Genomic DNA, 22,622 nt, shown 5'->3' with positions numbered 1-22,622 from the left:
AGAGTGGCTATCCGCAATTTCTCTGACCGAAGACTCGGCAGACTCTGGCAAGAGAAGCGCAAATGACTACCAGGCAATTACCGGAAAAAGAACAGTTCTATGTCCTGCAGAGTGATCCGCGCGGCGGTGGGCCCGGTACGGACGTTGAGATCGACAACCTGGATGCACTTTTAACGCCTCCTAGCCGCATTCTCAGGCCTGTAAACGGAGGATTTCCTGCACTGCCAGAGGTGCCGCATTTGGTGCATGCCAACAAGTCAAAGCGAATGCCTCGTGATCTTGAAGGTGGATTCAGCGGTTACTGGCTGGTTTCCGAGCGTCTGAAGCAGGTCTTCGAATCCATAGATCCAGATGGATTCGAGTTTCTGGCCAGTGACTACACGCTGCCGGATGGTTCAGATGGCCCGCCGCATTACCTCTGTGACGTTGTACGCATGATCGCGGCATTAGACGAAGAAAAATCTACTTACCAGGTTCGCACAGGTCATGAATTCGAGACTGGAAAGCCGTTCAGGATAATGACCTTTGCTGGCGGCGCACATCTCGCCTTCAAAAAGGATCTTGTGGGTTCTGCCCATGTATTCCGCATGGCCGAGAAGAAATCGTCAGTCATTTGTGATCGCGTGATGTACACCGCGATCAGGAAAGCCGGTATTGGCGTCAAGCCAAGTTCTGGAGGTCTTTTATGGCGGGACGCTGCCGATGTGTAAAGGTACGTCCAGTCTGAATGTCTTAATAACATACTCGTTAAAACCGAACCTATAGTACGGGTGTGCTATTGGAAAAATGCCCTGCCCCTGTAACTTACAGATGATCATCGCAGGATTACTTTTCCACGACTTTTTGATCAGGCACGAGAGCACAGAGGCTTTTCAATTGACGCTAGATACCGTTCACAACCGTTTGCCCGTAGGCTGGAAAAATCAACTGCTGCGAGTCGCGTTCATCACAGTGGCGGCGACATGCAGCTGGCAGCCGCTGAGCGCATTGGCCGGGTCTGTGGCCCCGGCCAATTCCGCCTCTACTCTGCCTGTCGATAACACCGAAGCCTCACTGAACCTTGATGAGCGCAAGCTGATTCAGGAAGGACTGATCTGGGGCGGTTTTTATCAAGGCCCTATTAACGGCAACTTTGACAAAGACACCCGCTATGCCATTGCAGCTATTCAGCAACAGTATAAACAGCCCGGCACCGGTCTACTGAACGCCGACCTGGCCATGCATCTGGGTGGTTCAGCGCTGAATAAGCGAATAGCATTCGGCTGGACCACCGGAACTGAGCCCAAGACCGGGGTGAGACTCGGTTACCCCGCAAAACTACTTACTGTGCTCACCAGCCCAAACGCCAATACCGTGAATCTGAATACTGAGGACAGCAGTGTTTCATTGCGGGTTGAGCGGCTGGTCAATATGAAGCCCGGCCAGATTGATAAGATTTACAACAATCTCGCCAGCGACCACAAGTCCACTGTTACGTACAATGCCAGGCATGCTGATTCATTCGTTACTGCGGGCTCCCGTGGTCCACTTAAGTTCTGGCGTCACTATACGCAACGCGGGAATGAGATTCGTGCATTCGACCTCGTATGGCTCGGCGAGCGAGATGCAGATATGAAAGCCCTCGCGATATTGATTTCCAACAGCTTCGACCCGTTCAATACTTCCGGCCCGCAAAAAGAGGCGCAATACCCTTACCTCTCCAGCCTCGCCCGAGCGGCAAATAACGAATCGGCTGGCGACAAACCAAATGCCGTGCCCGCTCAGTAGAGCTATGCGCCAGAAGCCAGACTTGAGAAATGAAGCCAGTCTTCCAGACGGTTCATTTGCATGAGACTTCCACTGGCCCTCGTTGGCGCTGTCTGTCTGGTCGCGGACATATCCATCGTGAGTGCGAGCGAAACAAGCGCCGTGACCAATGAGCAGGGATGCATCAGGCAGCGCGGCGGTCCACAGGATCCCGGCACGGTGCCGCCGCCCGTCATGGATGCCTGCGTGGGCCCCTACTCTCTGCGCATTCCCGCCAACTATTTCGATGACCAGATGGGACCGAACTTTGATGGCAGCTTTGGGTTGTATCTCGAATACCCGGACCTGACGCCCTTCGCGCCAGGCGAACGAACACACCTGACACTGGATGTGGCCACGCGCACGGTGAACATTGGTTATGTCTACCTCGACCGGGTAAGCGCCGAGGCGTTTATGCGACGACAAACCGTGCCAGACGGTTCTGGCGAAGATGCGCCCGAAATGGATATCCAGACGCGTATCAAAGGCAAGGAGGTCGATGGGCTTACACCTTATTACGCCGATGTTGCTACGTATCGCGCGCACTATCTGGCGAAGGGACTGAAGCCATCCAACTCCATCATGGACGCCAGCTATTACATGGACTGGTACGTGGCGCGCGATACGCGAGGTCAAATCGAGACGATCATCAAGTGCACATCGCGCGAAGTCCAAGAGTCCGGCGTGGAATATCGTGACGGCAAGCTGATACGCAGCAAGGAGCGCCAGTTACCCGAGTGTGAGCACACGTTTGTCATGCCCGGGACGAAGGTGGCCGTGAAGATCAACTATGTGCGCTTCGCGCTCAAGGACTGGAAGAAGATTCAAGACCGCGCACGGAGCGCACTGCAGGAATTATCTCGTGATGCTGGTTTGACCCGCCGTTAATGAAGAAACCGAGGTTGTGCTGTTGCAAGACATCATCCACAAGCAACTTGAGGAGATCGGGTCATGACCCAGTCGTATTCACCAAACCCGGCCTGCTTATCGATAAAAACTACGTCTACGCGCGCGATGAAGCTTATCTTTGCGCTGAGCCTTGCAGGGCTATCGCATTGCGCTTTGGCTGCCAGTTTCGATTGCAACAAGGCCTCGACCGATACGGAAAAGCTGATCTGTAGCGATGCCGAGACATCCGCGCTGGATGGCAAACTGCAGCAAGCCTATAAGACGGCACTGGCTGCGACCGATGCGTATGGCAAGAAAGCGCTGGCTAAAGAACAACGCAACTGGATCACTTACAGTCGTGGCCTTTGCCAGGATACGACCTGCCTGCAACAGGCATATACCTCTCGCATCGCCATGCTGGCGCGTAATGAGAAAAATATACTCGACGGTGAGGCTTACCCGGACTGCAAGCTGCCGGGCGAAGCCAACCAGACCGCCAGTAGCGAATGCGTAAATGTGATGCCTGTCCGAGATCCCGACTCCCGGATCGACTCATTCAACCAGTCGCTGAAACAGCGCAAGCAAAACGGCCAGGTGATTGGTTGCAGCCGACTGATTGATCTGCCGGTGGGTGTAGCCGGAGGTAATCACAGTTTTGGCGGCCTCTGCGTCCTGCAGGAAGGTGCGCAGCGCAAAACCGTGATGATCTGTAACGACGATATGTTTGGCCATTTCCAGGTACAGCCGTCCACTTTGCAGGACGTTTCAGACAAGCGCCTCATCGATTTCACCTATGCGCAATGCTATGGCGGTTAATGCGCACCGTTATCTAAATCCAATAATCCACTCTGATAGTCAGTTACTGCCACAGGATTAAAAAGATGGGATTTAAAGTTCACTTGGTGAGTATTTCGCTGCTGTTATTCAGCCTGCAAGCCGGAGCGCAGACAAGGTGCCCTATGGGCGTTCAGGCGGGCAGCATTCAATGCATTCCGGATGACCCGCAGACCAGTCAAAGTGCACCTCCCCGCATGACCGGCGAATGGATAAAAACATGGGGAGCAGTTGCAGGTTCGGATGCAACTGGCGAGTCCGGAGCGGTGGTCGGCAAGTTAACCGAAGAGGAAGCGAGGTCGGTAGCCCTGCATCGATGCGCTCTAGGAGGAGCCACTGACTGCAAGGTGAACCTGGCCTATAAAAACCAGTGTGTCGCACTGATCTCCAGTGAAATCAATAGCGTCGTACAAGGCTCCGTTTCGGAACAGAGAGCGATTGATTTGGCGATGGCCAGTTGTAAAGAAGATAGCGGTGGCCGTGAATGCAAGGTCCTGTACACCGCCTGCTCTGATCCGATTTTTCGCAAATATTAAGCTTTTTGTGTCGAGTGTGAGCTAACTAACCAGGTTTACGGTCAGCGCACGCCTGCTTCTTCAAGGCATGGCAACGCTGACCTGGCGTTATCTGTCACTGACTTGGAGCGTTAGTCTCAGGCGCCCAAAACGCTCTATAGGTGAACTCCGGCAACGTAGTCGCGAGCTCCGGTCGACCTATTTTGACCATGCCGTTGGTTCGCCGAGTGCTTGCCTTACAGACGAAATCATAGGGCCGCTCCAGCATGGTGCGGGCAACCGGTTCCCACTGAGTACTGGTCGGTCCCTGGGTGACGTCGCCCGAACGCAGTTTAGAATTGGATTCATCTACACTGTACAGGCTAGCTTTACACTGAAAGGCAATCCGGTACAGGGTGAAGAGAGGTTTGTCCTTATCTTCGAACACATAAACAACATCCACTGAACGAGTGGGCTCAGCACCTGATTTCGAAGGACTGTCCGCGACGGAAAGAGCATCGGCATAAATGACTTGCCGTTTCGGCTGGTCCCCACTTCCGAAGATTAGCCACCAGTCAGGCATTGCGGCAACTGCCGCGCCTGGAGCGATGACGAGCGGTGACAGGACGGCAAGAACCAAAGCGTATTTATGCACCAGCGTTTACTCCCGGAGTTGCTGACAATAAGACTCGAACAAACTTTTAATTGACGTTAATGATCGCATACCCTCTTTAGCGTTCAATAGCACACCTGTACTATTCACCACGACAACTCCGGGACCTAGAGTCAAGGTCTCGAACATGCCATTGCAGGATTGAAAAGTATGCTCAAAAACCTGTTCAACAGCCTTTTCAATCGTCCGCTGACAAAAGATCAGTTCGCCGAACACCTCATCGAGGCTGCGCGGGAAAAAGGCTTTACCGGCCCTCTCGAATACCGCCCGGAAGAATTCAGAATCGAGCATGGCGATAACAGCTACCTGAATCTCCACAATGCGTTTGACGAGTATCAGAACGCTGATACAACCGAAAGGCCTCAAATAGTGGCCAGGTATGTGACGGCGTTCATCAACGCCAGCTCCGCCCCCTCAGCATCGTCCCGGAGTTTCGAGCAAACCAGGCCCCTGTTGCGGCCAATTATTCGTAACCTGGCGACGTATGAAGAAATTCGCCTGAATCAGGTCCGTACTAAAGGCTCGGATGCACCGTTCGAAATAGCCCAGCGGACCTTTGGCAAAGATTGCGCTGTACTGCTCGCCGTCGACTACCCCGATTCACTATCAACTTTGTTCAACGGTATCCCTGATGACTGGGGAATCACGCTGGACGAAGCATTATCGATTGCAATTCGAAACCTGCGTGACGAGACCGAGGACCGCTTCGAAGAAGTCGCGCCGGGACTTCATGTAGGTCGTTGGAATGACGGTTATGACATCAGTCGGGTACTGCTGCCTGACGTTTTGCAGCGAATCCCCTTGCAGGGACAGCCCGTTTTCATGATGCCAACACGCGATGTTTTGATGGTGGCCGGCGACAAGGATGAGCACGGGATTCGCCACATGATTGAGGTCTGCTTTCAGGTAATCGAAACCGGGTGCGCCGTTTCCAGCCAGTTATATACGTATCAGGACGAAAATGTCGTCACGTTCTTGCCTCAGGACGAGGACAGCCAGGCCCGTCTCGCCACACTGGAACGGATGCTTCTTCAGGGTGAGTACGATTCACAAAAGACGCTTCTTGATGCGCTCCATGAGGAACAGCAGGAGGATGTGTTCGTTGCGTCTTACTTGCTTTACAAATCGGATGAGTCCGGCGAAAGCACTTTTTCCATCTGTAGCTGGGCAGAAAACGTCATCACGCTGCTGCCCAAAACAGACCGGGTTTCGCTTGTGCAACCTCTGCAGGATGGAACAACCCATACGCGCATTGTGGAATGGGACGAACTTGAAAGCCGGTTCGGCGAGTTGATGAAGCCCGTGACGCTCTACCCGATCAGGTACCGGGTCGATGGATTCCCGACGGCCGAGCAGCTCGGCCAACTGCCTTAAATGATCAGGCCATCAGCATTACAAACCACTGCCACGGTGTCAGCTTCGTCACCATCATGAGCACCACGACGAACATGCCGAGAAAACCGCAAACACCCATCCAGAACCATCTCTCATAGAGGGTGTGGTACCGATCATCCAGCGACAGGCCCTGTTCAACCGCGCTCAATGCCAGCCCATGCATCCTCTTTTGCAGGACAAGGACCGGCAGCCAGAGGGCACCTACGCCAATGAAGATCGCCACCGAAATCATCAACCAGGGTGAAGTCATCGGCAGCCCCGCAAGCGTCACCAACAGGTAGCCCGTACCAAGCTGAAGAAAGCCTGCGGGCGTGGTAATCCAGGTATCGAACCGCACCACCATCGCACAGACATGAGCTATGACTTGTGGGTTGCGAGTGCGACTGGCTGCGATCAGATAAAGAAACGAGCCCATACCGAATCCGAACAGGAAGATCGCCGCGATCACATGCAAATACTTCATCGCCAGATAAAGCATTGATCAACCCTGCTCATCTGAAAAGCGTACAGCCAGCTTTATATTCTGCGGATCGTTCATAGCTGCCAGATATTCGTCAACGCTGATCTCCCCTACGCAGGGTCGGGCGCCTGGCTGCGGACGATACTGCTGAGCGACTTTCGCCATCAGCGCTACCGCGGCACAACTGGGAATCTCCGGACCTTTGTCGTTGTCCGCCGTTAACTGGGCATTCATGCTCAGGGCTTTACCGTCCAAACCGACACCCTCGACATCGATGTACATCGCACTGAGACCATCACCGAAGCGCTCGAATAACGTCCCCCAGCGATGCAGTCGTGCGGCCCACCCCATCCGGTCCTTGACCAGCCCTGCGCGCAAGCCGGCCGCCAACAGGTAATTGGCTACGCCCCCAAGCTTGAGGCCCGAGCCAGCTTTGAAACTCAGGGTGTGCGCGCCATAACGGCTGCCAAAAATGTCGATGTCCGGCACATCGACGTTAGCCAGCACGCGCGTACCCAGATGCTGCATTTTGCGTAACGTCAGATCCTGCCAGCCCGAAACTTCGTGGACTTTACCGCCTCGCAGTTGTTTGATCGGCTTGCCCGCGTAAGCGAGTACACCTTCAACGGTGGACAATCCGGGCATTTTTGCCGAGGAAGAGATGCCATGTTCAATGACATCAATACGGCTGAAGCGGTGACGGTACTGGTCAATGATGGCTGATGACAGCGTAGGCACCGAGCTGCAGCCGCTGAGCAGGGTTACACCTGCCTGTCTGGCTGCTGCGTCGAGAATGCCGATACCGTTGACGAAAGCTCGGCAGTCCGCCAGGTCACAGTAGTTGACCCCGGCCTCGATACACGCCTGGGCCACCGCATAGGACTGGCCTTGGAATGGCCCGCCTGTATGGATGACCCACTGGATATCCAGCGCGCGCAATGCCGAACCAAACTCTGCGCCCATGGCATTACCACACCAGCTCTCACATATGACGCCCGATTGGCCTTGCAGCGTACTGACACTCTCAGCCAGCCTTTCAGGATTGCGCCCTGCAATCACAAGTACAACGTTGGGCATGTTGATCAGGTGTCGGCAAACAATTGTGCCGAAATTTCCATACCCGCCAACCACCATGACTCTCAACGACATCCAATGCTTCCCTGTCTTAAATACTGTTCACGTTAACATTCGCCGCTAAGTTGATCAGGCCCGTTCCACAGGTTTCTCACACATTGACAGCAGTGTCAGGCGCAGTTCCGAAGGTCTCAGCGGTTTTGACAGCACAGAGATGTCCCGTGCCTGCGATGCCTCCTGGACCATGTCCACTTCTCGGCCGGTGACAATCAGCGCGGGAACATCCCAGCCCCGAGCCATGCGGATGCTGTCGATGCAATCGAGACCGTTGGCTTTCGTACCCAGATCGTAATCGGCCACGATAATGTCGCAGTTGGTACTCAACCCTTCCGCCGAACTGGCGGTCTGTACGTCGCAGCCCCAGCGCTCAAGCAAAGCTGCGGTGGCCATGAGGACGTTGTTGTCGTCCTCCACCAGGCAAATTTTAACGCCCTTGAGCAGGCTGTGCCCCAGTGTTTTTTTGCGCGGTTGCTGCACGGGCGCAGCGACTTCTTCGAGACCGTGAATGGTCACGCTCGTACCACGGTTCACTCTGGATTTAATCTGAATCTGCACGCCGATGATCTGGCTGAGTCGCTTGACAATGGACAGGCCTAATCCCACGCCTTCTACATCCTTGTCGCGCTCGTGGCGTATTCGATAAAACTCATCCCAGACGTTGGGGAGATGCTCGGCGGCGATCCCCGGCCCTTGATCATGGACACTGATCGACAGCGCTCCCTTATGGCTGCGCACGCCGATCAGTACCGGATGGTTTGGTGCGTATTTGAGTGCGTTGGACAGTATGTTCTGAACCATGGTGGCAAGGAGCGTGGCGTCCACCCTCACCCACCGGTTACAAGGCCGGATTCTGAGTTCGACACCGGCCCAGCGCGCGGCGGCGATATTCTGCTGGGCGATTTCGCCGAGCATTTCGCCCAGATTGACCACGTCTGATTTGGCCGACACCTTGCCGCTGTCCAGTGTGTAGATGTCAAGGATCGAGCGGAATAGTTGTGCCACGTTGTGCAGTGACCGATCGATATTGTCCACGAGCTTGCGCTCGTAATCCCCGAGCGGGCTTGAACGCAGGCAGGCAGTGAACATGCCGATGGAGTGAATGGGCTGACGCAGGTCGTGGCTGGCCTGGGCGAGAAAACGTTCTTTCTCCTGATTGGCAACGGTGGCCTGCTCCGACGCCTGGCGCGTCCTGACCAGCAAGATATGGGCGTAGCCCGGCACTAGAATGGTGACAGCAACCAGCATCAGGACCATGAACGGCTGGGCCTGCCAGTACGGAGTCAACTGATAAATAATCAGGATCGCCAACAGTGCCAGAGACGCAGCAATCGCCAGATAGCGCGAGCCGTAGCGCATGCCGTTGCCCAGCGTGACCCAGACCATCACACTGAAGATCGGCAGCGTCGCCTCTCCGCCCACCACCAACCCTACTGAAATCCCGGTGTAATCGTGCACCATGCCGAATATCCGACGTGCAGGGAATACGCCAGGCCGGGTGATAATGTATTGCCGCAAGATAAACGAAACCACCAGAAAACCGGCGTAGTAAGCAATGATCGGCTCATACTGCGCGACATCGTATCCCGGCAAAAAACCTATCAACGATACATAAGTGATCGCCACCGTTGCCACGGTCAATCTCAGCGTGGCCTGATCCAGTTCAGCGTTTTTCCGGTCTGTCATGAGTAACCCTGCCGTTAGTCTGGCGGTGATGCGCGGTCTTGCTTCGTACAAGTTTAAAGATGAGGCATGGAAGATTCATACAGCAAGTCGCAGAACCGGATTTATTTTCCCTGATGAGCCTTGCCAAAATGGATCTCGAGTGGCACCGGGGGCGTATCGTCAAGACTTCCTTGCCGCTGCACAGTCACCTGATAATGCCCCGTCTCAAGTTTTCTCTTAACCAGGTCGGCATTGAGATAGTTGCCTGCCCATGAGTCTAATTTAGGATGCATGACCTGCTCGTTCAGCATCTCAATACCGCTCTCGATTTCTTGAATGCGGACTTGAAACACTAACGCAGATCCGGGCTCGCGCCATGTGTCGTTCTCACGGGTGTCACCTCCCGCCAACGCCCAGGCTTTTTTCCGTTCGATGCCGTCGCGGTAGGGATACTGCAGCGCCACGGCATAACGACCGGGTTCCGTCACCCATACCTCAAGGTTTGTTGTACTGGTTGGGCCCTGCATATCCAACAGCACGCTATACCTTGGCGTGCGATCTGGCGTGAACTGTGTAAGCAGGAATACGACGAAAAGCACGATGATCCCGGATACGACTGCCAGAATCCCGAGCGCACCGGCCAGCAGTGTTCTAAGCAAGGAAAGCCTCCCGGCGCAAACGCGCGTTGCAATACTTAAGGATTGAGAAAGTTGGCGTCAACACACCCAGGCGGGTGATCGCTGTTATTGTCCAGACACTGCACCAGTGGGTAGTCACCTGGTAGGAGATTACTTCGTCGAAAATCAAAACCTGATGGTAGATGCTTAAAGGTTATTGCTCGCGACCTCTTTCAGGCAATAGCACATCTGTACTATAGGCAGTTTTGGAACAGCCCCCTTAAGCTATCGCCATAAACGAAATCCGCCCCACCGTTAAAAGTATGCGTCGCCCGGTCACTCCACATGGCAAGTAACCTGCCATTGCTGTCGCCCCCGCGCGCGAAGAATTATACCACTCTATTTTCAGATCAGAGGTAACAGGCATGGGTACTTATTGCCAACTGGCAAAATTCAAAGGTTTGGCGACCGCAGCCATGTTAATGGCCGCGTTAACAGCCTGTTCAAGTGGAATCGGGAGTTCAATTCCTGGACTGGATTCTCTGACGGGTGATTCGAAGTATGCGCCTGAGTACATTAAGGCAAACATCATTGCCGGCAAATCTTCAAAACAACAGATCCGGGAAAAGTTCGGTGACCCCACATCGGTGCGTGATGATTTAGGCAATAATTCTGCTGAGTGGGTCTACGATAGTAAAGACTCGAAATTGGGCAAGCTCGCGGATATGGCCTATAAATACACCAGCCGATATGGAGCGGGCGATTCGGCAAGCGCCATTATTGGTGGCCAAAACAAAGTGGGTGATGCTCAGGAGATTGCAACTGACGCTGGCACGCTTACAGGCAGCAACACTCCCGGAAAACAGGTAAAAATAACCTCGATACATATTGATTTCAGAGGTGACATCGTACGAGCGTTCAGAACCTATTGAGCAATGACCGATGCCTTTTAAAGATAAAGGCATCGGTTCTCGGGCACATGGCTAACCGGGTTTTATCAGAACCGGTAAGTAGCCCCTACCCCAAACAAGTTAGCGTCGCTTTGATAAGTCGCACTGTAACTCGCCAACGCATTGGAGCGACTGACATCAACGCTTTCTTCCTTGAGGTAGGAATAAGCAAGGTCAATCGTTAATTGCGGCGTCACGTTATAACCGACACCGACGCTGAATATCTGCCGATCACCGGTCGGCGTGCGCGGCGAACGATTGGTGTTGCTGGTCGGCGATTGATCGAGTGTCAAACCGGCGCGCACGACCCATTGCGGATTCAACTGGTAAGCCGTGCCGATGGCATAAGCCCAGGTGTCATGCCAGTTCAGGCCCTCCTGAATGGAGCCAGTCAAGGCCGAAGCCAACGCACCACCCTGCGCTGCCGAGATCGGCTGATTACGCAGACTCAGGTCCTGCATGCTGCTCCAGCCCGTCCAGGTCGCGCTGGCGAAGACCTTCCAGGCGTCGGTAACTTCCTGGGTAACCGAAAGATCGTAGGACTCAGGCGTGGTCACTTTCAGCGTGCAGTCATAACGGTTGCTGGCCAGTATTTGCGGAGGCGTTCCTGCACCGGTGGCGACCTGAGTGTGGCAGTCCAGTTTGTAGTCGACTTTGGAGTGGTAGGTCAGCCCGATCCGGGTGGTGTCGGTGGCATTGAACAACACACCCAGATTGAAACCGACAGCCGAGTCGTCACCTTTGACCTTGACGTTGGTGTCAGGAATGGCCGGATTCAGTGTGACGTCGGACTCAAGCGTGCCAGCAATGCGGTTGAAGGTAGGCCCGAAGCCGATCGATAATCTGTCGTTAAAGGCGTAGCTGACGGTGGGCTGCAGCGTGATGACCTTGATGTCGCTCTTGCTGGCGAACATCCGTCCCTGAAAGCCGTTTTCGTAATCAGTCGAGAGGCCAAACGGTGCATAGACCCCAAAACCAAAGGACCAGTGTTCATCGAGCTTTTGCGTATAGAAGCCGAATGGCACCGTGCTGAACGGAACCATATCGCCGTCGTTGCTGCCAGTGGAACGGCCGCTGACATTGCTGATGTCCGTGGAGGCGTCGATGAATGTTGCGCCCGCGGTAATCTGCGTGCCTTCAAGGCGCGCCATGCCTGCCGGATTCCCGTACACGGTACCTGCGTCATTGGCGGCCGATGCGCGCCCTGCCTGACCACTGCCCATGGAACTGATGCTTTGTTCAGTGCGGGCGAAGCCGCCAGCAAGAACCTGAGTGGATACAAATGCAACGGCAAGGCCAAGGGTTGTCTTGAGCATGGTCATTTCTTTCTTCAGAACCCGTTATTGAAAAGTGCCGGGGAAGATCATCAACGATGCCTTCTCTTCCAACATGAATCGGCGCGAGGCCGAGGCGAGTCCGTTCACACAGCAATCCGATAAATCAAACACTCAGTTTCATGGCGAGTTATTGCGAGGTGGTGACGATTTTTATCGTTTCGTTAGTCACGTCCGGCAATCCACCATGGGCTGGAACAAAAGTTTTTATGAGCCGCCCGCGGTACTGCCCGGCCGACGCAAACCAACTCTCGATGACAGCCAGATTTCGCCCATCCTTGCTGGAAGCGAGTCCCGAGGAAATCTCATTGGTGAACTTGCAGGCATCAAAGGTGCCCAGCGGAGTCGTTATAGTTTCTCGCCCGATATAAGTGTGCTTTTCAGTGATCTCGTACTCGACACCAGGCCCGGCCGTGACGGTTTTGCTGCGATAGCTGACCGTGACGGTTTGCCCCGGCTGCAGATCAATCGGGACGGCTGGTGGCGGCTCGTTGTAGGTGGCGACCAGCGAAGCACCGCTGCCGTGCTGGTTGCCGTATCTGATGAGCTTGCCATCCACCAGGTCGACGAAGGCGTACCCGGTAAAAACCGGGTCGTTATTAATCAGCGTGGTTTGTGCCTGCATCAGCGGATTGGCGCCGGCAAATGACTGACGGCCGAGTGTTTCGGTTTTGTTGTGCCCTGGCACTGCGGGCGCGCTGCTGATCCGCGTTTGAGTTTCGACCACCGAGCCTTGACGGAAGTCGGTCTCGGCAACGCAAGTGCCTGACGACTTGTCGCTGGCAGCCGCTGAGCCTGCAAATACCCCGCTCCAGGCCACAACCACCAAAACTGCCAAGCGCGTTGCTTGTTTTGGATAACGACGCTTCAAACTGATTTCACCCATGGACAGTCTCTTCACCGCTACAACCGCCCCACGCCTGCACTCGCAGCACAAATCATTGGCTGCGTCGACGTAAAGACAAACCACGGACGATATCAGTCGCTGAAAACGTGCTCAATAGCACATATGTGCTATATGGCCTTGATTTGGGTGTGGGCTTTTATTGCGCAAGATCTACTCCCCGTGTCGCTGACACCGCGCTGTCTCGCAAACATTGCGATCTATAGGAGCTGCCGAAGGCTGCGATCACGGTCTGCCAGGAGAAATGCTTCGCAGCCTTCGGCAGCTCCTACAGAAAACGCTTTCAATCCAGTAGTTTGCACGTTGTTTGATGAAAGCCGATTCACCAGGGTACTTCAGCCCTGAAGTCTGACTTGCGAATAAACTTAGTTAATCCCCCACTTGTGCAGCGATCCAGTGTTACCCATCCCCATAAGGCCACAGCCTATGGTTTCGTAGCACTCGATGATGCCTTTAGAGTTAACGGTCATATTCACCCTGCAGGCCGTGTATTTGCGTTCAGCTGTATGGGTCCCTAAGTATTGCTGAACGATGTTCGTCAAACGTTCAAAAAACCTGAGCTGATCATCCATGCCATACACCGAGATCAACCCAGGATTAAAATTGAACAAGTGACTGTCGAAATCAGTAAGGCGATTGCTTGGTGGGCTCACCCTTTTTCGAACATGAAGGCGGATTCGTCATGCCCATGGTCAGAAGGTTGCCACCGTTACATACGGTCGCACCCCGGCACACTGTCAGCTGCTTACTTATTCAGATCAGTTGGCAAGCCACGAGTCCACAACATCTGCACCGTACTTGGCTTTCCACTCTTTAAGGGTGCGATGATTGCCCCCTTTCGTTTCAACAACCTCGCCGGTTTCAGGATTCTTGAACACCTTGATCACTCGTGCTCTGCGGGTTTTGCGCTCGGCGACGGGCTTGTCAGCCTTGACACGGGGAGCTGCAGCATGGGGATCAAGCACCGCCACCACATTTTTCAGGCTGAATCCGTAATCAGCCAACAGGTTGCGCAATCTTGTTTCGAATTCGATCTCTTTCTTTAGCCCTTCATCGCCTTTCAGCGCATCCAGCTCTTTAAGCTGTTCGGCCAATTTTCTTTCCAGCAAACGAAACTCTGCAAGCTTGGACATTTATAACTCCATCACGTATTGGAGGTTGGAATGGGCGGACAAACAGAAGTGTCCTGTTCGTGCGCGGAAAAGCATTCAATGTTGCGCCAGTTAGCGATGTGATCCAGGCCAGCCTCTCTACTGGCTTTTTATACGAACTGCACTTACCTGACTGAGCATGCTTTCCTTGCTGAACACGAAAGTCATCACCACGGAACTGGCATCAGGGTCGACTATAGCCCGCCCCCGGTTATCCCGAACCACCACTCTGTCAGGCAGATTCTCGACAATCGTCCATGTCCTGGGTGGCGTAAATGCCTGGATGAGCGCCGCCTTGTGGGTATTCAATGGAAAATATCGCGTGACCACATCGCTGACATCGATTTGCTCAAACCCGACCGGTTTTCTCGACGCGTAAATCTCGTCAAACATGGCGTTCAGGTTTGCCTGCCGATCCCCCGAACTGGCACTCCACTCAGGACTGACTTCGGCACAATCCTGGCTACCGGATTTACACGACGCAATCGGGTTCGGTTTACCACAATCCATGGATCGCGCCAGAGCATGATGCGAAGAGAAAGCCAGCAAAATAACTGCAACCGCGGGGTACTTCATTAAGAGGATCCTTGGTAATTCTTGACCTGATATTTACCGAAACATTGTTGACCAGGATTTACAGACAGCCCTCTTCCCGATAATTGCCGTCAACATAAGCCAGCGTATCGCCCGGCCCAGGCTGCCAGCGGACCCTGGCAGTCACTCTGCACGGTATCCATCCCTCGCGTCGTACAGCACCGTAATAACCTGCACTCTCAAACCACGTGGGCTTGAAGCCTTCCTTGTTGAGTTCACGAATGAAATCACCCGCAGGCATACCCAGAGGAAAACGGGCGCGCAGACGACTGTCAAACTCCGCAGACGCGCCGTTCCATGAAGTGGGTAATCCATCAGTCAGAAAAGATGGCGAACGCACCGAGTCCCACATTAGAACGATGAAAACTCCAATGACGACCCCTGAACCGTATAGCGCTGCATGTCGAAAAAATCTTCTAACGTTCAGTCCAGGAGCTAGTTCCATGGACAACCCCTTGATGGTTTCTGATCCTGCTCGCCTGTCATGACTCGCGTTTAGTGGTGGACTTCGAAAAGATGTAGCCAATGGCAGCAATTAATTCATTCATGCCAGGCCGTTTTCAATAGCACATGTGTGCTATTTGTTCGTGCGCGCCCTCGGTATAGCCTTTCGCATGCCACTCATGGGCATCGCTGATCTGTTAGTTATCTATGAAGGATGTTTTATGCACCATCGCTTGCTGACTACTCTGGCTCTTGCTGTAAGTGCGATCACTGCTTTCCAGGCTCAGGCGAGTGATGATGACTCCTGCGCACCGACCTGGTCGGTCAACAAGAATCAATTCAGTGTTTGCAGCAATCTCCCTTTTCTCAGCCCCAGTAACGACAGCACCGTCAACTTGCGCCTGTTACTGGCAGACTCCGGCAAACTGCCGCTAACGCCTGCGCCCTTGAGCAAAGATGACATCGCAGAAGGTTATGGTGAGGTGCCTTTCGCCTACTATCGCCTTCAACCCGCGTCTGACACTGAGAATGAAAGTACGACATCTTCGGACGGCGCAAAAAGCCAGAGCCTTGATCCATTGCTGACAAGCCTGGGAATCAAGCGCGAGCAGGCGGAGGTTGCCAGCTCGACACTGGTCGACGGTGAAGGCAGTCGTTGCCGAAGCAACAATGAACAGACGGCCGCCAACTTCATTCAGGCGCTGGTCAACACACAGGATTTATCCCCTGCTGAACGCTCTGCGCTGGGCACTAGCCGGTTGCGCATGCTCTCGGCTTGCAGTTGGGAGCGAGAGCAAGTTAAAAGCATGCTGCCTGCGGATCTGCAGTCCGCTGCAGGCAAATCTTTCGCGACCTATCTGGAGGCAGCGGGGGATTTTTACAGCGGCCGGTTCCTTGAATCCACGTCTGGCTTTACGTCGCTCGCGAATAATCCCAATCCCTGGCTGAAAGACACATCGCTGTACATGATCGGCCGCAGTGAGTTGAACCTGGCTCAGGAAAAAGCCTTCGAGTACGGCGAATTGAAGCCTGACCGGGTCGATAAAGCGGCTGCCCAACGCGCCGAGGAGGCCTTCGAGAAGTACCTTCAAACGCTCCCGTCAGGCACGTATTCCGCCACCGCCAAAGGGCTGCAGCGCCGTGTCCACTGGCTGTTACAAGACACCAACAAGCTCGCTGCCGAGTATGAAGCGCTGTTTGCCGACATCGACAAAGTCACTCAAGCCGACAGCGCAGCTTACGATGCGCTGATTCGCGAACTGGATCTGAAGCTGATCACGCCTAATAAAGCGCCTGTCAGTTCGCCGCTGATTGCGGCGGTCAATGACCTGATGTGGATGCGCGTGGGCATATCGAACACGTTGACCGAACCGGCACTGCTTCAGCAGAAAGAGATTTTTGCTCAACAGCCCGCACTGTTCAGCTACCTGCAAGCAGCGGTCGCCTTCTACACCGAAAAAAACCCGAATCGCGCGCTGCAATTGTTGCCTTCCGAGGTGCCTGACACGCTTGGCTATGTCGCGTTCAGCCAGCAAGTCTTGCGCGGCCTGGCGCTGGAGGCCATCAAGGATGACAAGACCGCACAGCAACTCTGGCTGCAATTGTTGACCAAGGCCAAATTGCCTTTGCAGCAAGAGCAACTGCAGCTCGTGTTGGCGATGAACTATGAGCGCAGCGGTCAGGTAGCCGATGCATTCCGCGCAGACTCGCCGATCAAGAACGAGAAAGTGCGGTATATCCTGCTAGCCAAATCGGCTAATGCAGATCTACTGCGTCAACAGGTTACTCAGGGGATCAGCAAAACTGAACGCGACACCGCCCTCTTCCTGCTGCTCTATAAACAATTGATGCACGGTCAGTTCGCAGCGTTTGCCAAGGACCTGAAACAACTGCCTGATCAAGTCCCTGACACCAAGCTCAGTTACAGCCTGGGCTATCAATATGATCAGGGCCAGTCACTGGCACTGTTCAAATGGAACGGTGAAAAGGCTGAGTCCGGTTACCGCTGCCCGAGCATCGCCGAGATTGCGGCGGTACTGGAGAAAAACGCAAGTGACGACCAGGGTTTGATTTGCATGGGTGAGTTCATGCTGCGTAACCATCTGGACGACTCGCCACTGAATGAAAAGCTGACTGATGGCGTGCTGGGCAGCGGTCCCTCGAGTTTCCCGGGCGAGTCGTTCTCACGGCATAACGCTTACGTAACGGTCATCAACAATCCAAAGGCCAGTCACACAGACGTCGCTTATGCGCTTTACCGCGGGATTAATTGCTATGGCCCGGCGGGTATCAATAGCTGTGGCGGAGAGGATGTAGAACCCAAAGTCCGTAAATTCTGGTTCCAGGACCTCAAGAAGGAATTTGCTGATACCCGTTGGGCCAAATCCCAACAGTATTACTGGTAAATGCGGACCCTGTTATGGCTGACCCTGGTCAGCCTGCTGCAAGTTGCTACGGCATCTGCCGCAGTCAAGGCCGACGACTATGATGCGTTCTGGCTATGGGGAGGCGTGTCATCGCAAGACGTGCTCGCCAAGGCCAAAACACTGTATGTGCTGCAAGGACAAATCAGCAGTTCACGCAGTGAGCGCCATCAACGGGTGAATTTTGTCGCGCAGGGCATGCCAGTCTCCAGGCTGCCTCAGGAAGAGCTCTGGATTGTTTATCGTGCACATACCCTGCGTTGGCCGGACTCTGTATACACGCAGTTGCTCGGACAGCTCAATCGATGGCAGCAGGCTGGTAACAACGTTGTCGGCATACAGGTCGACTTTGACGCCCGTACACGATATCTCGGCGAGTACGTGGAATTTCTGCGCGATCTACGAAAGCGCCTGCCCAAAAACTATCGGCTCAGTATCACTGGCCTGATGGACTGGAGCAGTAACGCGGACACTTCAGTCATCGGCGAGCTCAAAGGCGTGATCGATGAGGTAGTGGTTCAAACGTATCAGGGCAGGCACAGCATTCCAGACTACAAAGCCTATCTGCCGCGACTGAGTCGCCTGGGGCTGCCTTTCAAAGTAGGACTGATTCAGGGCGGTGAGTGGAACGCGCCGGCTTATCTGGAGCGCAGTGAGGGATTTTTAGGGTATGTGGTGTTTCTGCAAAACCCTCAGTGAGCACACTTACATGGCCAGATCAGGGGCGACATCGTATGCAAAGCCACATCCATCCATCCTTGAAACGCCTGGCACTGGATTGTAGTGAGTGGGTTGAACGCGCCAGGCTTGAAAGAAAACACGAGAATTTCACAGCCGCTGTCCAGGCCTACCTCGATACCGCTGGCCCACTTCACGCCAAGGCGGGACTGCATCTGGACAGCCTGGCTCATTACTACGATGTGGCCAGCTGTGACGCATTTCTTCGCAGCGACAGGCCGATGCTCAGCCGTACGCTTCAACGCGCAGCCTCCTTGCGGACACTGATGCTGCGTTGGGACGGCATGTACAGCCATATGCGTCAGGATCTGGGGAGCTGGCCAAGAGAGTTTAAATACGGAATGAGGGCTGCCAGTCCGGCGATGTTTTCCTGGTGGGACCGCGCCGAGATCTGTGCCCGTTTATTTATCGAAATGGCCGAGAAAGATCAGCGCATTAACACTATGCGTGAGATGCGCAGAATAAAGCGCGGCACGAGCGACGCTTTCTTGATTGGTCTGTTTTCCCAGGCGTTCAACATCGAAACGGATTTCATGGCTCCAGAGCCGCTTGTACCCGGTTACCGGGCGCTGCTGGAGCACTGGCAAAGCGAAGATCAAGCCACCTTCACCACCGTCATGCAAGAGGCGGCAGACTTTCATATCAGCCGGAGCAAAGAAAATACAGACCGGAAAAGATATGAATTTGACGCCACGCTGGATCGCTGCTTCCCCGCTGAGCTGCTTGCCGTTCAGGCCCTGCGTCGTCGAAAAGGTCTCCCCGATTTTACCGTGGGCCACCTCCTCATCGACACGCCCTGGAGTTTCGTGCAGGAGATGAAATCGGTGGAGCGCTACGCATTGGTGGATAACGTGGAGGCCAGATTGATTCATGACTATCCGGAATTTCGTTGAGGTCATACGCCACGAACGACGGACCTGATTAGCAGGCCATTGCAGAAGCAAAGGAAACAATCCATTGACGATACTGACTGTTGCAAGCAGTGCCTCGAAGCGCTGGAGAAATCATATGCTTCATCTGGCCTATATTTTCACAGCATCGGCGTTCCTCTGGCAGCCGCTGGGCGCACTTGCCGCGCCGACAGCCCCCGCTCCTCCCTATCCTGTTCAGACGACGGATGATATTGAAAACCTGCTCAATCTTGATGAGCGCAAAATCATTCAGGAAGGCTTGATCTGGAGCGGGGTTTATACTGGCGGGATCGATGGCAACTTTGAAAAGGACACGCGTGACGCTATTGCGGTAATCCAGAAACAGTACCAACAACCCGAAACGGGTCGGCTGAGTACTAAAATAGCCGCGCGTCTGTACCAGTTAGCCCAACACTCAAGAAATAAATTCGGCTGGGAAACCTATATCGACCCGAGGACGGGCGTGACGCTTTCCTACCCGGAGATATTACTCACAGCATCCCCGGACCCACGCACCGGAGCGATGGGCTTTGTCTCCGACGACAAGAAAATAGTGCTTCAGATGGTCAATCAGGTTGGCGTCCAATTTGACGCTATTGACGCCCTTTATAAGCAAACGACTGAAAACTCAAAGTCAAACATCACTTATAAGCTAAAGAACGAGAACATGTTCGTCAGCGCCGGGGAGCGTGGTGCTGTTAAGCACTACAGCCGTTACGAGCAACGAGGGGATGAGATTCGTGGTTATGACCTGATTTGGTTCCGCGAGCGTGATACAGAGATGAAAATTCTATCCCCCTTGATTGCCAACAGTTTCGCATTCGGCACGCTCGGGACATCAGACCCCTTTCTTAAACCTCACGGGATAAAGTTTCCTCATTACCCGTATCTGGGGGGGCTTTCTCGGGAAATAAAAAAACAAACCGCCGGCACCAAGGCTTCACCCCTCAAACAGCAAGCCCCGGTGGAAGCGACTCCCGACGGGCTTGGGCCGCGCTTTTCGTATTCTTACGAGGAGTTCACAAGTGGGAAAGCTGTAGACGCCTATCGCGTGGCACGCAAGTCTGACTTGCTGAGAAGCAACATCGCAATCACCGCGCTGGATGGGATGTTCATGACACAGCATCCTTTGCGTTATATCGCCAGACCTTGTCGCGTGGACGCGGATTACAACCCAGAGGAATCCGCAGTTTTCCTGTGTTATGAGATGGTCGACTACCTTCTTCGCCAGGCTAACTCCCTCTACGTCAATGAGGATCCGGCATTCCGGCTTCAATACATCAAGGCCAGGCTGCAGCTTATTCTGCTGCATGCGACAGGCCACGCACTTATTGACCTGCTGAAACTGCCACCCCCTATGAACGTCGAAGAAGCTGTCGATCAACTGGTCGCCACCCTGATTCTGCTGGGTATGAAAAATGAGGACGATCCTGAAGAACTCACGCACATGCTGGCAATGAACGCGGCCGGATTCAAAGCCGATCCGTCAGTGCAGCCGGCTTACACCCGCGACTATTTTTCCGAAAAACACGCCTGGAATGAGGAACGTTATTCCAACGTGCTGTGCATGATTTATGGCAGCAACCCGAAGAAGTACGCATCGATTATCGATCAGAGGCTGCTTCCGGAATCCAGAGCAGCAAGTTGCAGAGAAGATGCGCCGAGGAAATATGAAGCCTGGGTGGACTTCCTGTCGCCATACTTCGCGCCGCGCTATCAGAAAACCATTAATGATTCCGCCGAACCCCGCATGATTCAATAGCACACGTGTGCTATGGATAGTCGTCATCCAATCAAATACTATTTTTTGATTGGATTTACGCAATTCAATTAGCCTAATTCCGTCAGGATTTGATTAATGACTGCAAGCACACTCAAAACTTTAGCGCCCGTCGCTGTGTTTGTTTTTCTCTCCGCATGCGCAGGTGTACCGCCAAAACCCTCCAATGGTGCTGCGGCTTACGCCCCTACGCAGTGTGGAGGGGTTAAAACCGATACTGTCGCGTTCCTGACCAAAGCTTGCGACAGTCAATTGCAATCCGGTGCCCAGCCTCTGGCCTGCGGTTCTTTGCGTGAAGAGACTGCCAAAGTGATCGCTCAGGCGCAGCAGGAACCCGCTCGCATGACAGCCGCCCAGCGTGGCAATGGTTGCCGCGAAACAGTGATGGATCAGATCAGCGGCGATATGGACAAAGCCATGCAAACGTTGAACAGGTTCCAGGCTGCGCAACTTGATGAACTTATTCCGAAACAGTGCGCTCGTGTTGACTTCAGAAAGCTCGATGCACTCGGCAAACAGTGTGAAGGGCAACTGGCCGAGCCGGGAAAGATGAGTACGAAAACCGCGTGCGCAAACCTGTCGAAAGAACTCGATGTGATGGGTCCCATGCTTGACAAGGCAAAGGCACAAAACGATCGGGATCCAGAAGCGTGCAGTAACTCCGTCAAGATGATAAACGCCCACTTCGGCAAGGCTTTGAAGCCTGCGATGGAGTACGACTCCTGCAAATTTGATGAGAACCCGACATGGTGATTCGTGCGCTCAAACCTTTATTGCTTTCGAGCATAACGTTGATCAGTGCCTGCGCCTCTGTTCCAGAGCTGATGGCACGCTCCGCGTGGGAAGGCCGCAACGTACAGGATGCTTATAAAAAGTGGGGTGGACCCCATCAGATGGACCAGACTCCTGATGGCGTGTTTACCCTCGTCTGGTTTGAATCACACTGGGAAACCGATACGGTCTACAAAGGCAGCAGTGAGAACGTGAGTGGTGGTGTTCGAAACATCACCAATTATTACGCCGACGAAACGACAAATGTGGACTGCAAGATCACGCTCTACGTGGCTCCAGATCAAACCATCCTTAAAGCTGATTCCGAGGGCGGTTGCGGACGACACATGACGCCACCCGACAAGTGAATTGCCGCCGCTCTTGTTGCGCTGCGTAGCGGCCTTGCAACGATTGCTTTTCCGTCTTGCGGATCCAGGGAATTTAAGCGCCGGGCTGAGCACACTCTTGAATGTCGATAGCGTTGAAGAACTTAGAGCAGGACCGGCGTGTCTGGCTGCAGGACCCCCCGTTTAAAAGGGGAACTGGCGCCCGCTTAAATTTAACTGCACATCAGTCCCTGGACCTTATGGGGTTGGGTAGATGCCTGGCCGGAGGCACACTGAGCATGTCCGAATCTTTGATGCCTTTGAAACAACGCTCGTCAAAGTTAGTTGTTAGCA

Annotated in this window: 23 protein-coding genes; 13 read left to right on the top strand and 10 right to left on the bottom strand. The window is 54.0% G+C overall.

The features are described from left to right. Positions 1-62 precede the first annotated feature (62 nt). The 5 genes from K3169_RS15375 to K3169_RS15355 all read left to right on the top strand — a co-directional run bounded on the left by K3169_RS15375 (position 63) and on the right by K3169_RS15355 (position 4,043). On the top strand, positions 63-710 hold the full coding sequence (locus K3169_RS15375; protein WP_263267077.1) for a DUF1629 domain-containing protein: 648 nt from the start codon (positions 63-65) through the stop codon (positions 708-710). Between the two features lie 100 nt (positions 711-810). Then, positions 811-1,767, top strand: coding sequence for a peptidoglycan-binding domain-containing protein (locus K3169_RS15370; protein ID WP_263267076.1), 957 nt, complete (start codon positions 811-813; stop codon positions 1,765-1,767). A 60-nt stretch (positions 1,768-1,827) separates the two neighbouring features. Then, positions 1,828-2,673: a hypothetical protein gene (locus K3169_RS15365; protein ID WP_263267074.1), complete on the top strand. Its 846-nt coding sequence runs from the start codon at positions 1,828-1,830 to the stop codon at positions 2,671-2,673. 63 nt (positions 2,674-2,736) lie between these two features. Continuing rightward, a complete protein-coding gene (locus K3169_RS15360; RefSeq protein WP_231675478.1) occupies positions 2,737-3,489 on the top strand; it encodes a lysozyme inhibitor LprI family protein in 753 nt (250 codons plus the stop codon). 65 nt (positions 3,490-3,554) lie between these two features. Beyond that, positions 3,555-4,043: a DUF4189 domain-containing protein gene (locus tag K3169_RS15355; protein ID WP_231675477.1), complete on the top strand. Its 489-nt coding sequence runs from the start codon at positions 3,555-3,557 to the stop codon at positions 4,041-4,043. 94 nt (positions 4,044-4,137) lie between these two features. On the opposite strand, the gene K3169_RS15350 is transcribed toward K3169_RS15355, so the two are convergent. Next, a complete protein-coding gene (locus K3169_RS15350) occupies positions 4,138-4,656 on the bottom strand; it encodes a hypothetical protein (RefSeq protein ID WP_263267073.1) in 519 nt (172 codons plus the stop codon). 168 nt (positions 4,657-4,824) lie between these two features. On the opposite strand from K3169_RS15350, the gene K3169_RS15345 reads away from it, so the two are divergent. Next, positions 4,825-6,048: a DUF1444 family protein gene (locus tag K3169_RS15345; protein ID WP_263267072.1), complete on the top strand. Its 1,224-nt coding sequence runs from the start codon at positions 4,825-4,827 to the stop codon at positions 6,046-6,048. A 4-nt stretch (positions 6,049-6,052) separates the two neighbouring features. On the opposite strand, the gene K3169_RS15340 is transcribed toward K3169_RS15345, so the two are convergent. From K3169_RS15340 to K3169_RS15325, 4 genes are all read right to left on the bottom strand, one after another. Next, entirely contained in the window at positions 6,053-6,547 is a 495-nt protein-coding gene (locus tag K3169_RS15340) for a DUF2269 family protein (RefSeq protein ID WP_263267071.1), read from the bottom strand. Between the two features lie 3 nt (positions 6,548-6,550). Continuing rightward, positions 6,551-7,678 (bottom strand): saccharopine dehydrogenase family protein, encoded by a 1,128-nt coding sequence (locus K3169_RS15335; protein WP_263267069.1) that lies wholly within the window; start codon positions 7,676-7,678, stop codon positions 6,551-6,553. A gap of 54 nt (positions 7,679-7,732) precedes the next feature. Continuing rightward, positions 7,733-9,346, bottom strand: coding sequence for a hybrid sensor histidine kinase/response regulator (locus K3169_RS15330; protein WP_231673404.1), 1,614 nt, complete (start codon positions 9,344-9,346; stop codon positions 7,733-7,735). Positions 9,347-9,447: 101 nt separating this feature from the next. After that, on the bottom strand, positions 9,448-9,984 hold the full coding sequence (locus tag K3169_RS15325; RefSeq protein WP_231673403.1) for a DUF5625 family protein: 537 nt from the start codon (positions 9,982-9,984) through the stop codon (positions 9,448-9,450). A gap of 383 nt (positions 9,985-10,367) precedes the next feature. Here K3169_RS15325 and K3169_RS15320 point away from each other — a divergent pair, with 383 nt between their 5' ends. Further along, on the top strand, positions 10,368-10,874 hold the full coding sequence (locus K3169_RS15320) for a hypothetical protein (RefSeq protein WP_027899950.1): 507 nt from the start codon (positions 10,368-10,370) through the stop codon (positions 10,872-10,874). 65 nt (positions 10,875-10,939) lie between these two features. Here the strand turns inward: K3169_RS15320 and K3169_RS15315 are convergent, their stop codons facing one another. The 5 genes from K3169_RS15315 to K3169_RS15295 all read right to left on the bottom strand — a co-directional run bounded on the left by K3169_RS15315 (position 10,940) and on the right by K3169_RS15295 (position 15,215). Next, positions 10,940-12,208, bottom strand: a complete 1,269-nt coding sequence (locus tag K3169_RS15315) for an OmpP1/FadL family transporter (protein WP_231673401.1) — start codon at positions 12,206-12,208, stop codon at positions 10,940-10,942. A gap of 148 nt (positions 12,209-12,356) precedes the next feature. After that, positions 12,357-13,112, bottom strand: coding sequence for a hypothetical protein (locus tag K3169_RS15310; protein ID WP_263267068.1), 756 nt, complete (start codon positions 13,110-13,112; stop codon positions 12,357-12,359). A gap of 776 nt (positions 13,113-13,888) precedes the next feature. Continuing rightward, entirely contained in the window at positions 13,889-14,263 is a 375-nt protein-coding gene (locus tag K3169_RS15305; RefSeq protein WP_027899953.1) for a histone-like nucleoid-structuring protein, MvaT/MvaU family, read from the bottom strand. 117 nt (positions 14,264-14,380) lie between these two features. Beyond that, positions 14,381-14,857, bottom strand: a complete 477-nt coding sequence (locus tag K3169_RS15300) for a DUF6393 family protein (protein WP_263267067.1) — start codon at positions 14,855-14,857, stop codon at positions 14,381-14,383. A gap of 58 nt (positions 14,858-14,915) precedes the next feature. Next, positions 14,916-15,215, bottom strand: coding sequence for a hypothetical protein (locus K3169_RS15295; protein WP_152525143.1), 300 nt, complete (start codon positions 15,213-15,215; stop codon positions 14,916-14,918). A 325-nt stretch (positions 15,216-15,540) separates the two neighbouring features. Here K3169_RS15295 and K3169_RS15290 point away from each other — a divergent pair, with 325 nt between their 5' ends. The 6 genes from K3169_RS15290 to K3169_RS15265 all read left to right on the top strand — a co-directional run bounded on the left by K3169_RS15290 (position 15,541) and on the right by K3169_RS15265 (position 22,310). Beyond that, positions 15,541-17,724: an outer membrane assembly lipoprotein YfiO gene (locus K3169_RS15290; RefSeq protein ID WP_122806157.1), complete on the top strand. Its 2,184-nt coding sequence runs from the start codon at positions 15,541-15,543 to the stop codon at positions 17,722-17,724. Continuing rightward, positions 17,725-18,441, top strand: a complete 717-nt coding sequence (locus K3169_RS15285) for a DUF3142 domain-containing protein (RefSeq protein WP_231675468.1) — start codon at positions 17,725-17,727, stop codon at positions 18,439-18,441. A gap of 35 nt (positions 18,442-18,476) precedes the next feature. Then, a complete protein-coding gene (locus K3169_RS15280; protein WP_263267066.1) occupies positions 18,477-19,373 on the top strand; it encodes a hypothetical protein in 897 nt (298 codons plus the stop codon). Positions 19,374-19,488: 115 nt separating this feature from the next. Next, positions 19,489-21,153 (top strand): DUF4344 domain-containing metallopeptidase, encoded by a 1,665-nt coding sequence (locus K3169_RS15275; RefSeq protein ID WP_263267065.1) that lies wholly within the window; start codon positions 19,489-19,491, stop codon positions 21,151-21,153. A gap of 96 nt (positions 21,154-21,249) precedes the next feature. Next, on the top strand, positions 21,250-21,924 hold the full coding sequence (locus tag K3169_RS15270) for a hypothetical protein (protein WP_263267064.1): 675 nt from the start codon (positions 21,250-21,252) through the stop codon (positions 21,922-21,924). Continuing rightward, positions 21,918-22,310 (top strand): hypothetical protein, encoded by a 393-nt coding sequence (locus K3169_RS15265; protein WP_027899961.1) that lies wholly within the window; start codon positions 21,918-21,920, stop codon positions 22,308-22,310. The genes K3169_RS15270 and K3169_RS15265 overlap by 7 nt, the downstream gene beginning before the upstream one ends. Positions 22,311-22,622 lie beyond the last annotated feature (312 nt).

The sequence above is a fragment of the Pseudomonas phytophila genome, assembly GCF_025643095.1.
GTDB lineage: Bacteria > Pseudomonadota > Gammaproteobacteria > Pseudomonadales > Pseudomonadaceae > Aquipseudomonas > Aquipseudomonas quasicaspiana.
Note: the sequence above shows the minus strand (reverse complement) of the source record. Positions and strands in the feature narration are given on the sequence as shown.

Coding starts and splice junctions, on each gene's coding strand:
- K3169_RS15375 (WP_263267077.1), top strand. CDS start 63: ATGACTACCAGGCAATTACCGGAAAAAGAACAGTTCTATGTCCTGCAG.
- K3169_RS15370 (WP_263267076.1), top strand. CDS start 811: ATGATCATCGCAGGATTACTTTTCCACGACTTTTTGATCAGGCACGAG.
- K3169_RS15365 (WP_263267074.1), top strand. CDS start 1,828: ATGAGACTTCCACTGGCCCTCGTTGGCGCTGTCTGTCTGGTCGCGGAC.
- K3169_RS15360 (WP_231675478.1), top strand. CDS start 2,737: ATGACCCAGTCGTATTCACCAAACCCGGCCTGCTTATCGATAAAAACT.
- K3169_RS15355 (WP_231675477.1), top strand. CDS start 3,555: ATGGGATTTAAAGTTCACTTGGTGAGTATTTCGCTGCTGTTATTCAGC.
- K3169_RS15345 (WP_263267072.1), top strand. CDS start 4,825: ATGCTCAAAAACCTGTTCAACAGCCTTTTCAATCGTCCGCTGACAAAA.
- K3169_RS15340 (WP_263267071.1), bottom strand. CDS start 6,547: ATGCTTTATCTGGCGATGAAGTATTTGCATGTGATCGCGGCGATCTTC.
- K3169_RS15335 (WP_263267069.1), bottom strand. CDS start 7,678: ATGTCGTTGAGAGTCATGGTGGTTGGCGGGTATGGAAATTTCGGCACA.
- K3169_RS15330 (WP_231673404.1), bottom strand. CDS start 9,346: ATGACAGACCGGAAAAACGCTGAACTGGATCAGGCCACGCTGAGATTG.
- K3169_RS15320 (WP_027899950.1), top strand. CDS start 10,368: ATGGGTACTTATTGCCAACTGGCAAAATTCAAAGGTTTGGCGACCGCA.
- K3169_RS15315 (WP_231673401.1), bottom strand. CDS start 12,208: ATGCTCAAGACAACCCTTGGCCTTGCCGTTGCATTTGTATCCACTCAG.
- K3169_RS15310 (WP_263267068.1), bottom strand. CDS start 13,112: ATGGGTGAAATCAGTTTGAAGCGTCGTTATCCAAAACAAGCAACGCGC.
- K3169_RS15305 (WP_027899953.1), bottom strand. CDS start 14,263: ATGTCCAAGCTTGCAGAGTTTCGTTTGCTGGAAAGAAAATTGGCCGAA.
- K3169_RS15300 (WP_263267067.1), bottom strand. CDS start 14,857: ATGAAGTACCCCGCGGTTGCAGTTATTTTGCTGGCTTTCTCTTCGCAT.
- K3169_RS15290 (WP_122806157.1), top strand. CDS start 15,541: ATGCACCATCGCTTGCTGACTACTCTGGCTCTTGCTGTAAGTGCGATC.
- K3169_RS15285 (WP_231675468.1), top strand. CDS start 17,725: ATGCGGACCCTGTTATGGCTGACCCTGGTCAGCCTGCTGCAAGTTGCT.
- K3169_RS15280 (WP_263267066.1), top strand. CDS start 18,477: ATGCAAAGCCACATCCATCCATCCTTGAAACGCCTGGCACTGGATTGT.
- K3169_RS15275 (WP_263267065.1), top strand. CDS start 19,489: ATGCTTCATCTGGCCTATATTTTCACAGCATCGGCGTTCCTCTGGCAG.
- K3169_RS15270 (WP_263267064.1), top strand. CDS start 21,250: ATGACTGCAAGCACACTCAAAACTTTAGCGCCCGTCGCTGTGTTTGTT.
- K3169_RS15265 (WP_027899961.1), top strand. CDS start 21,918: ATGGTGATTCGTGCGCTCAAACCTTTATTGCTTTCGAGCATAACGTTG.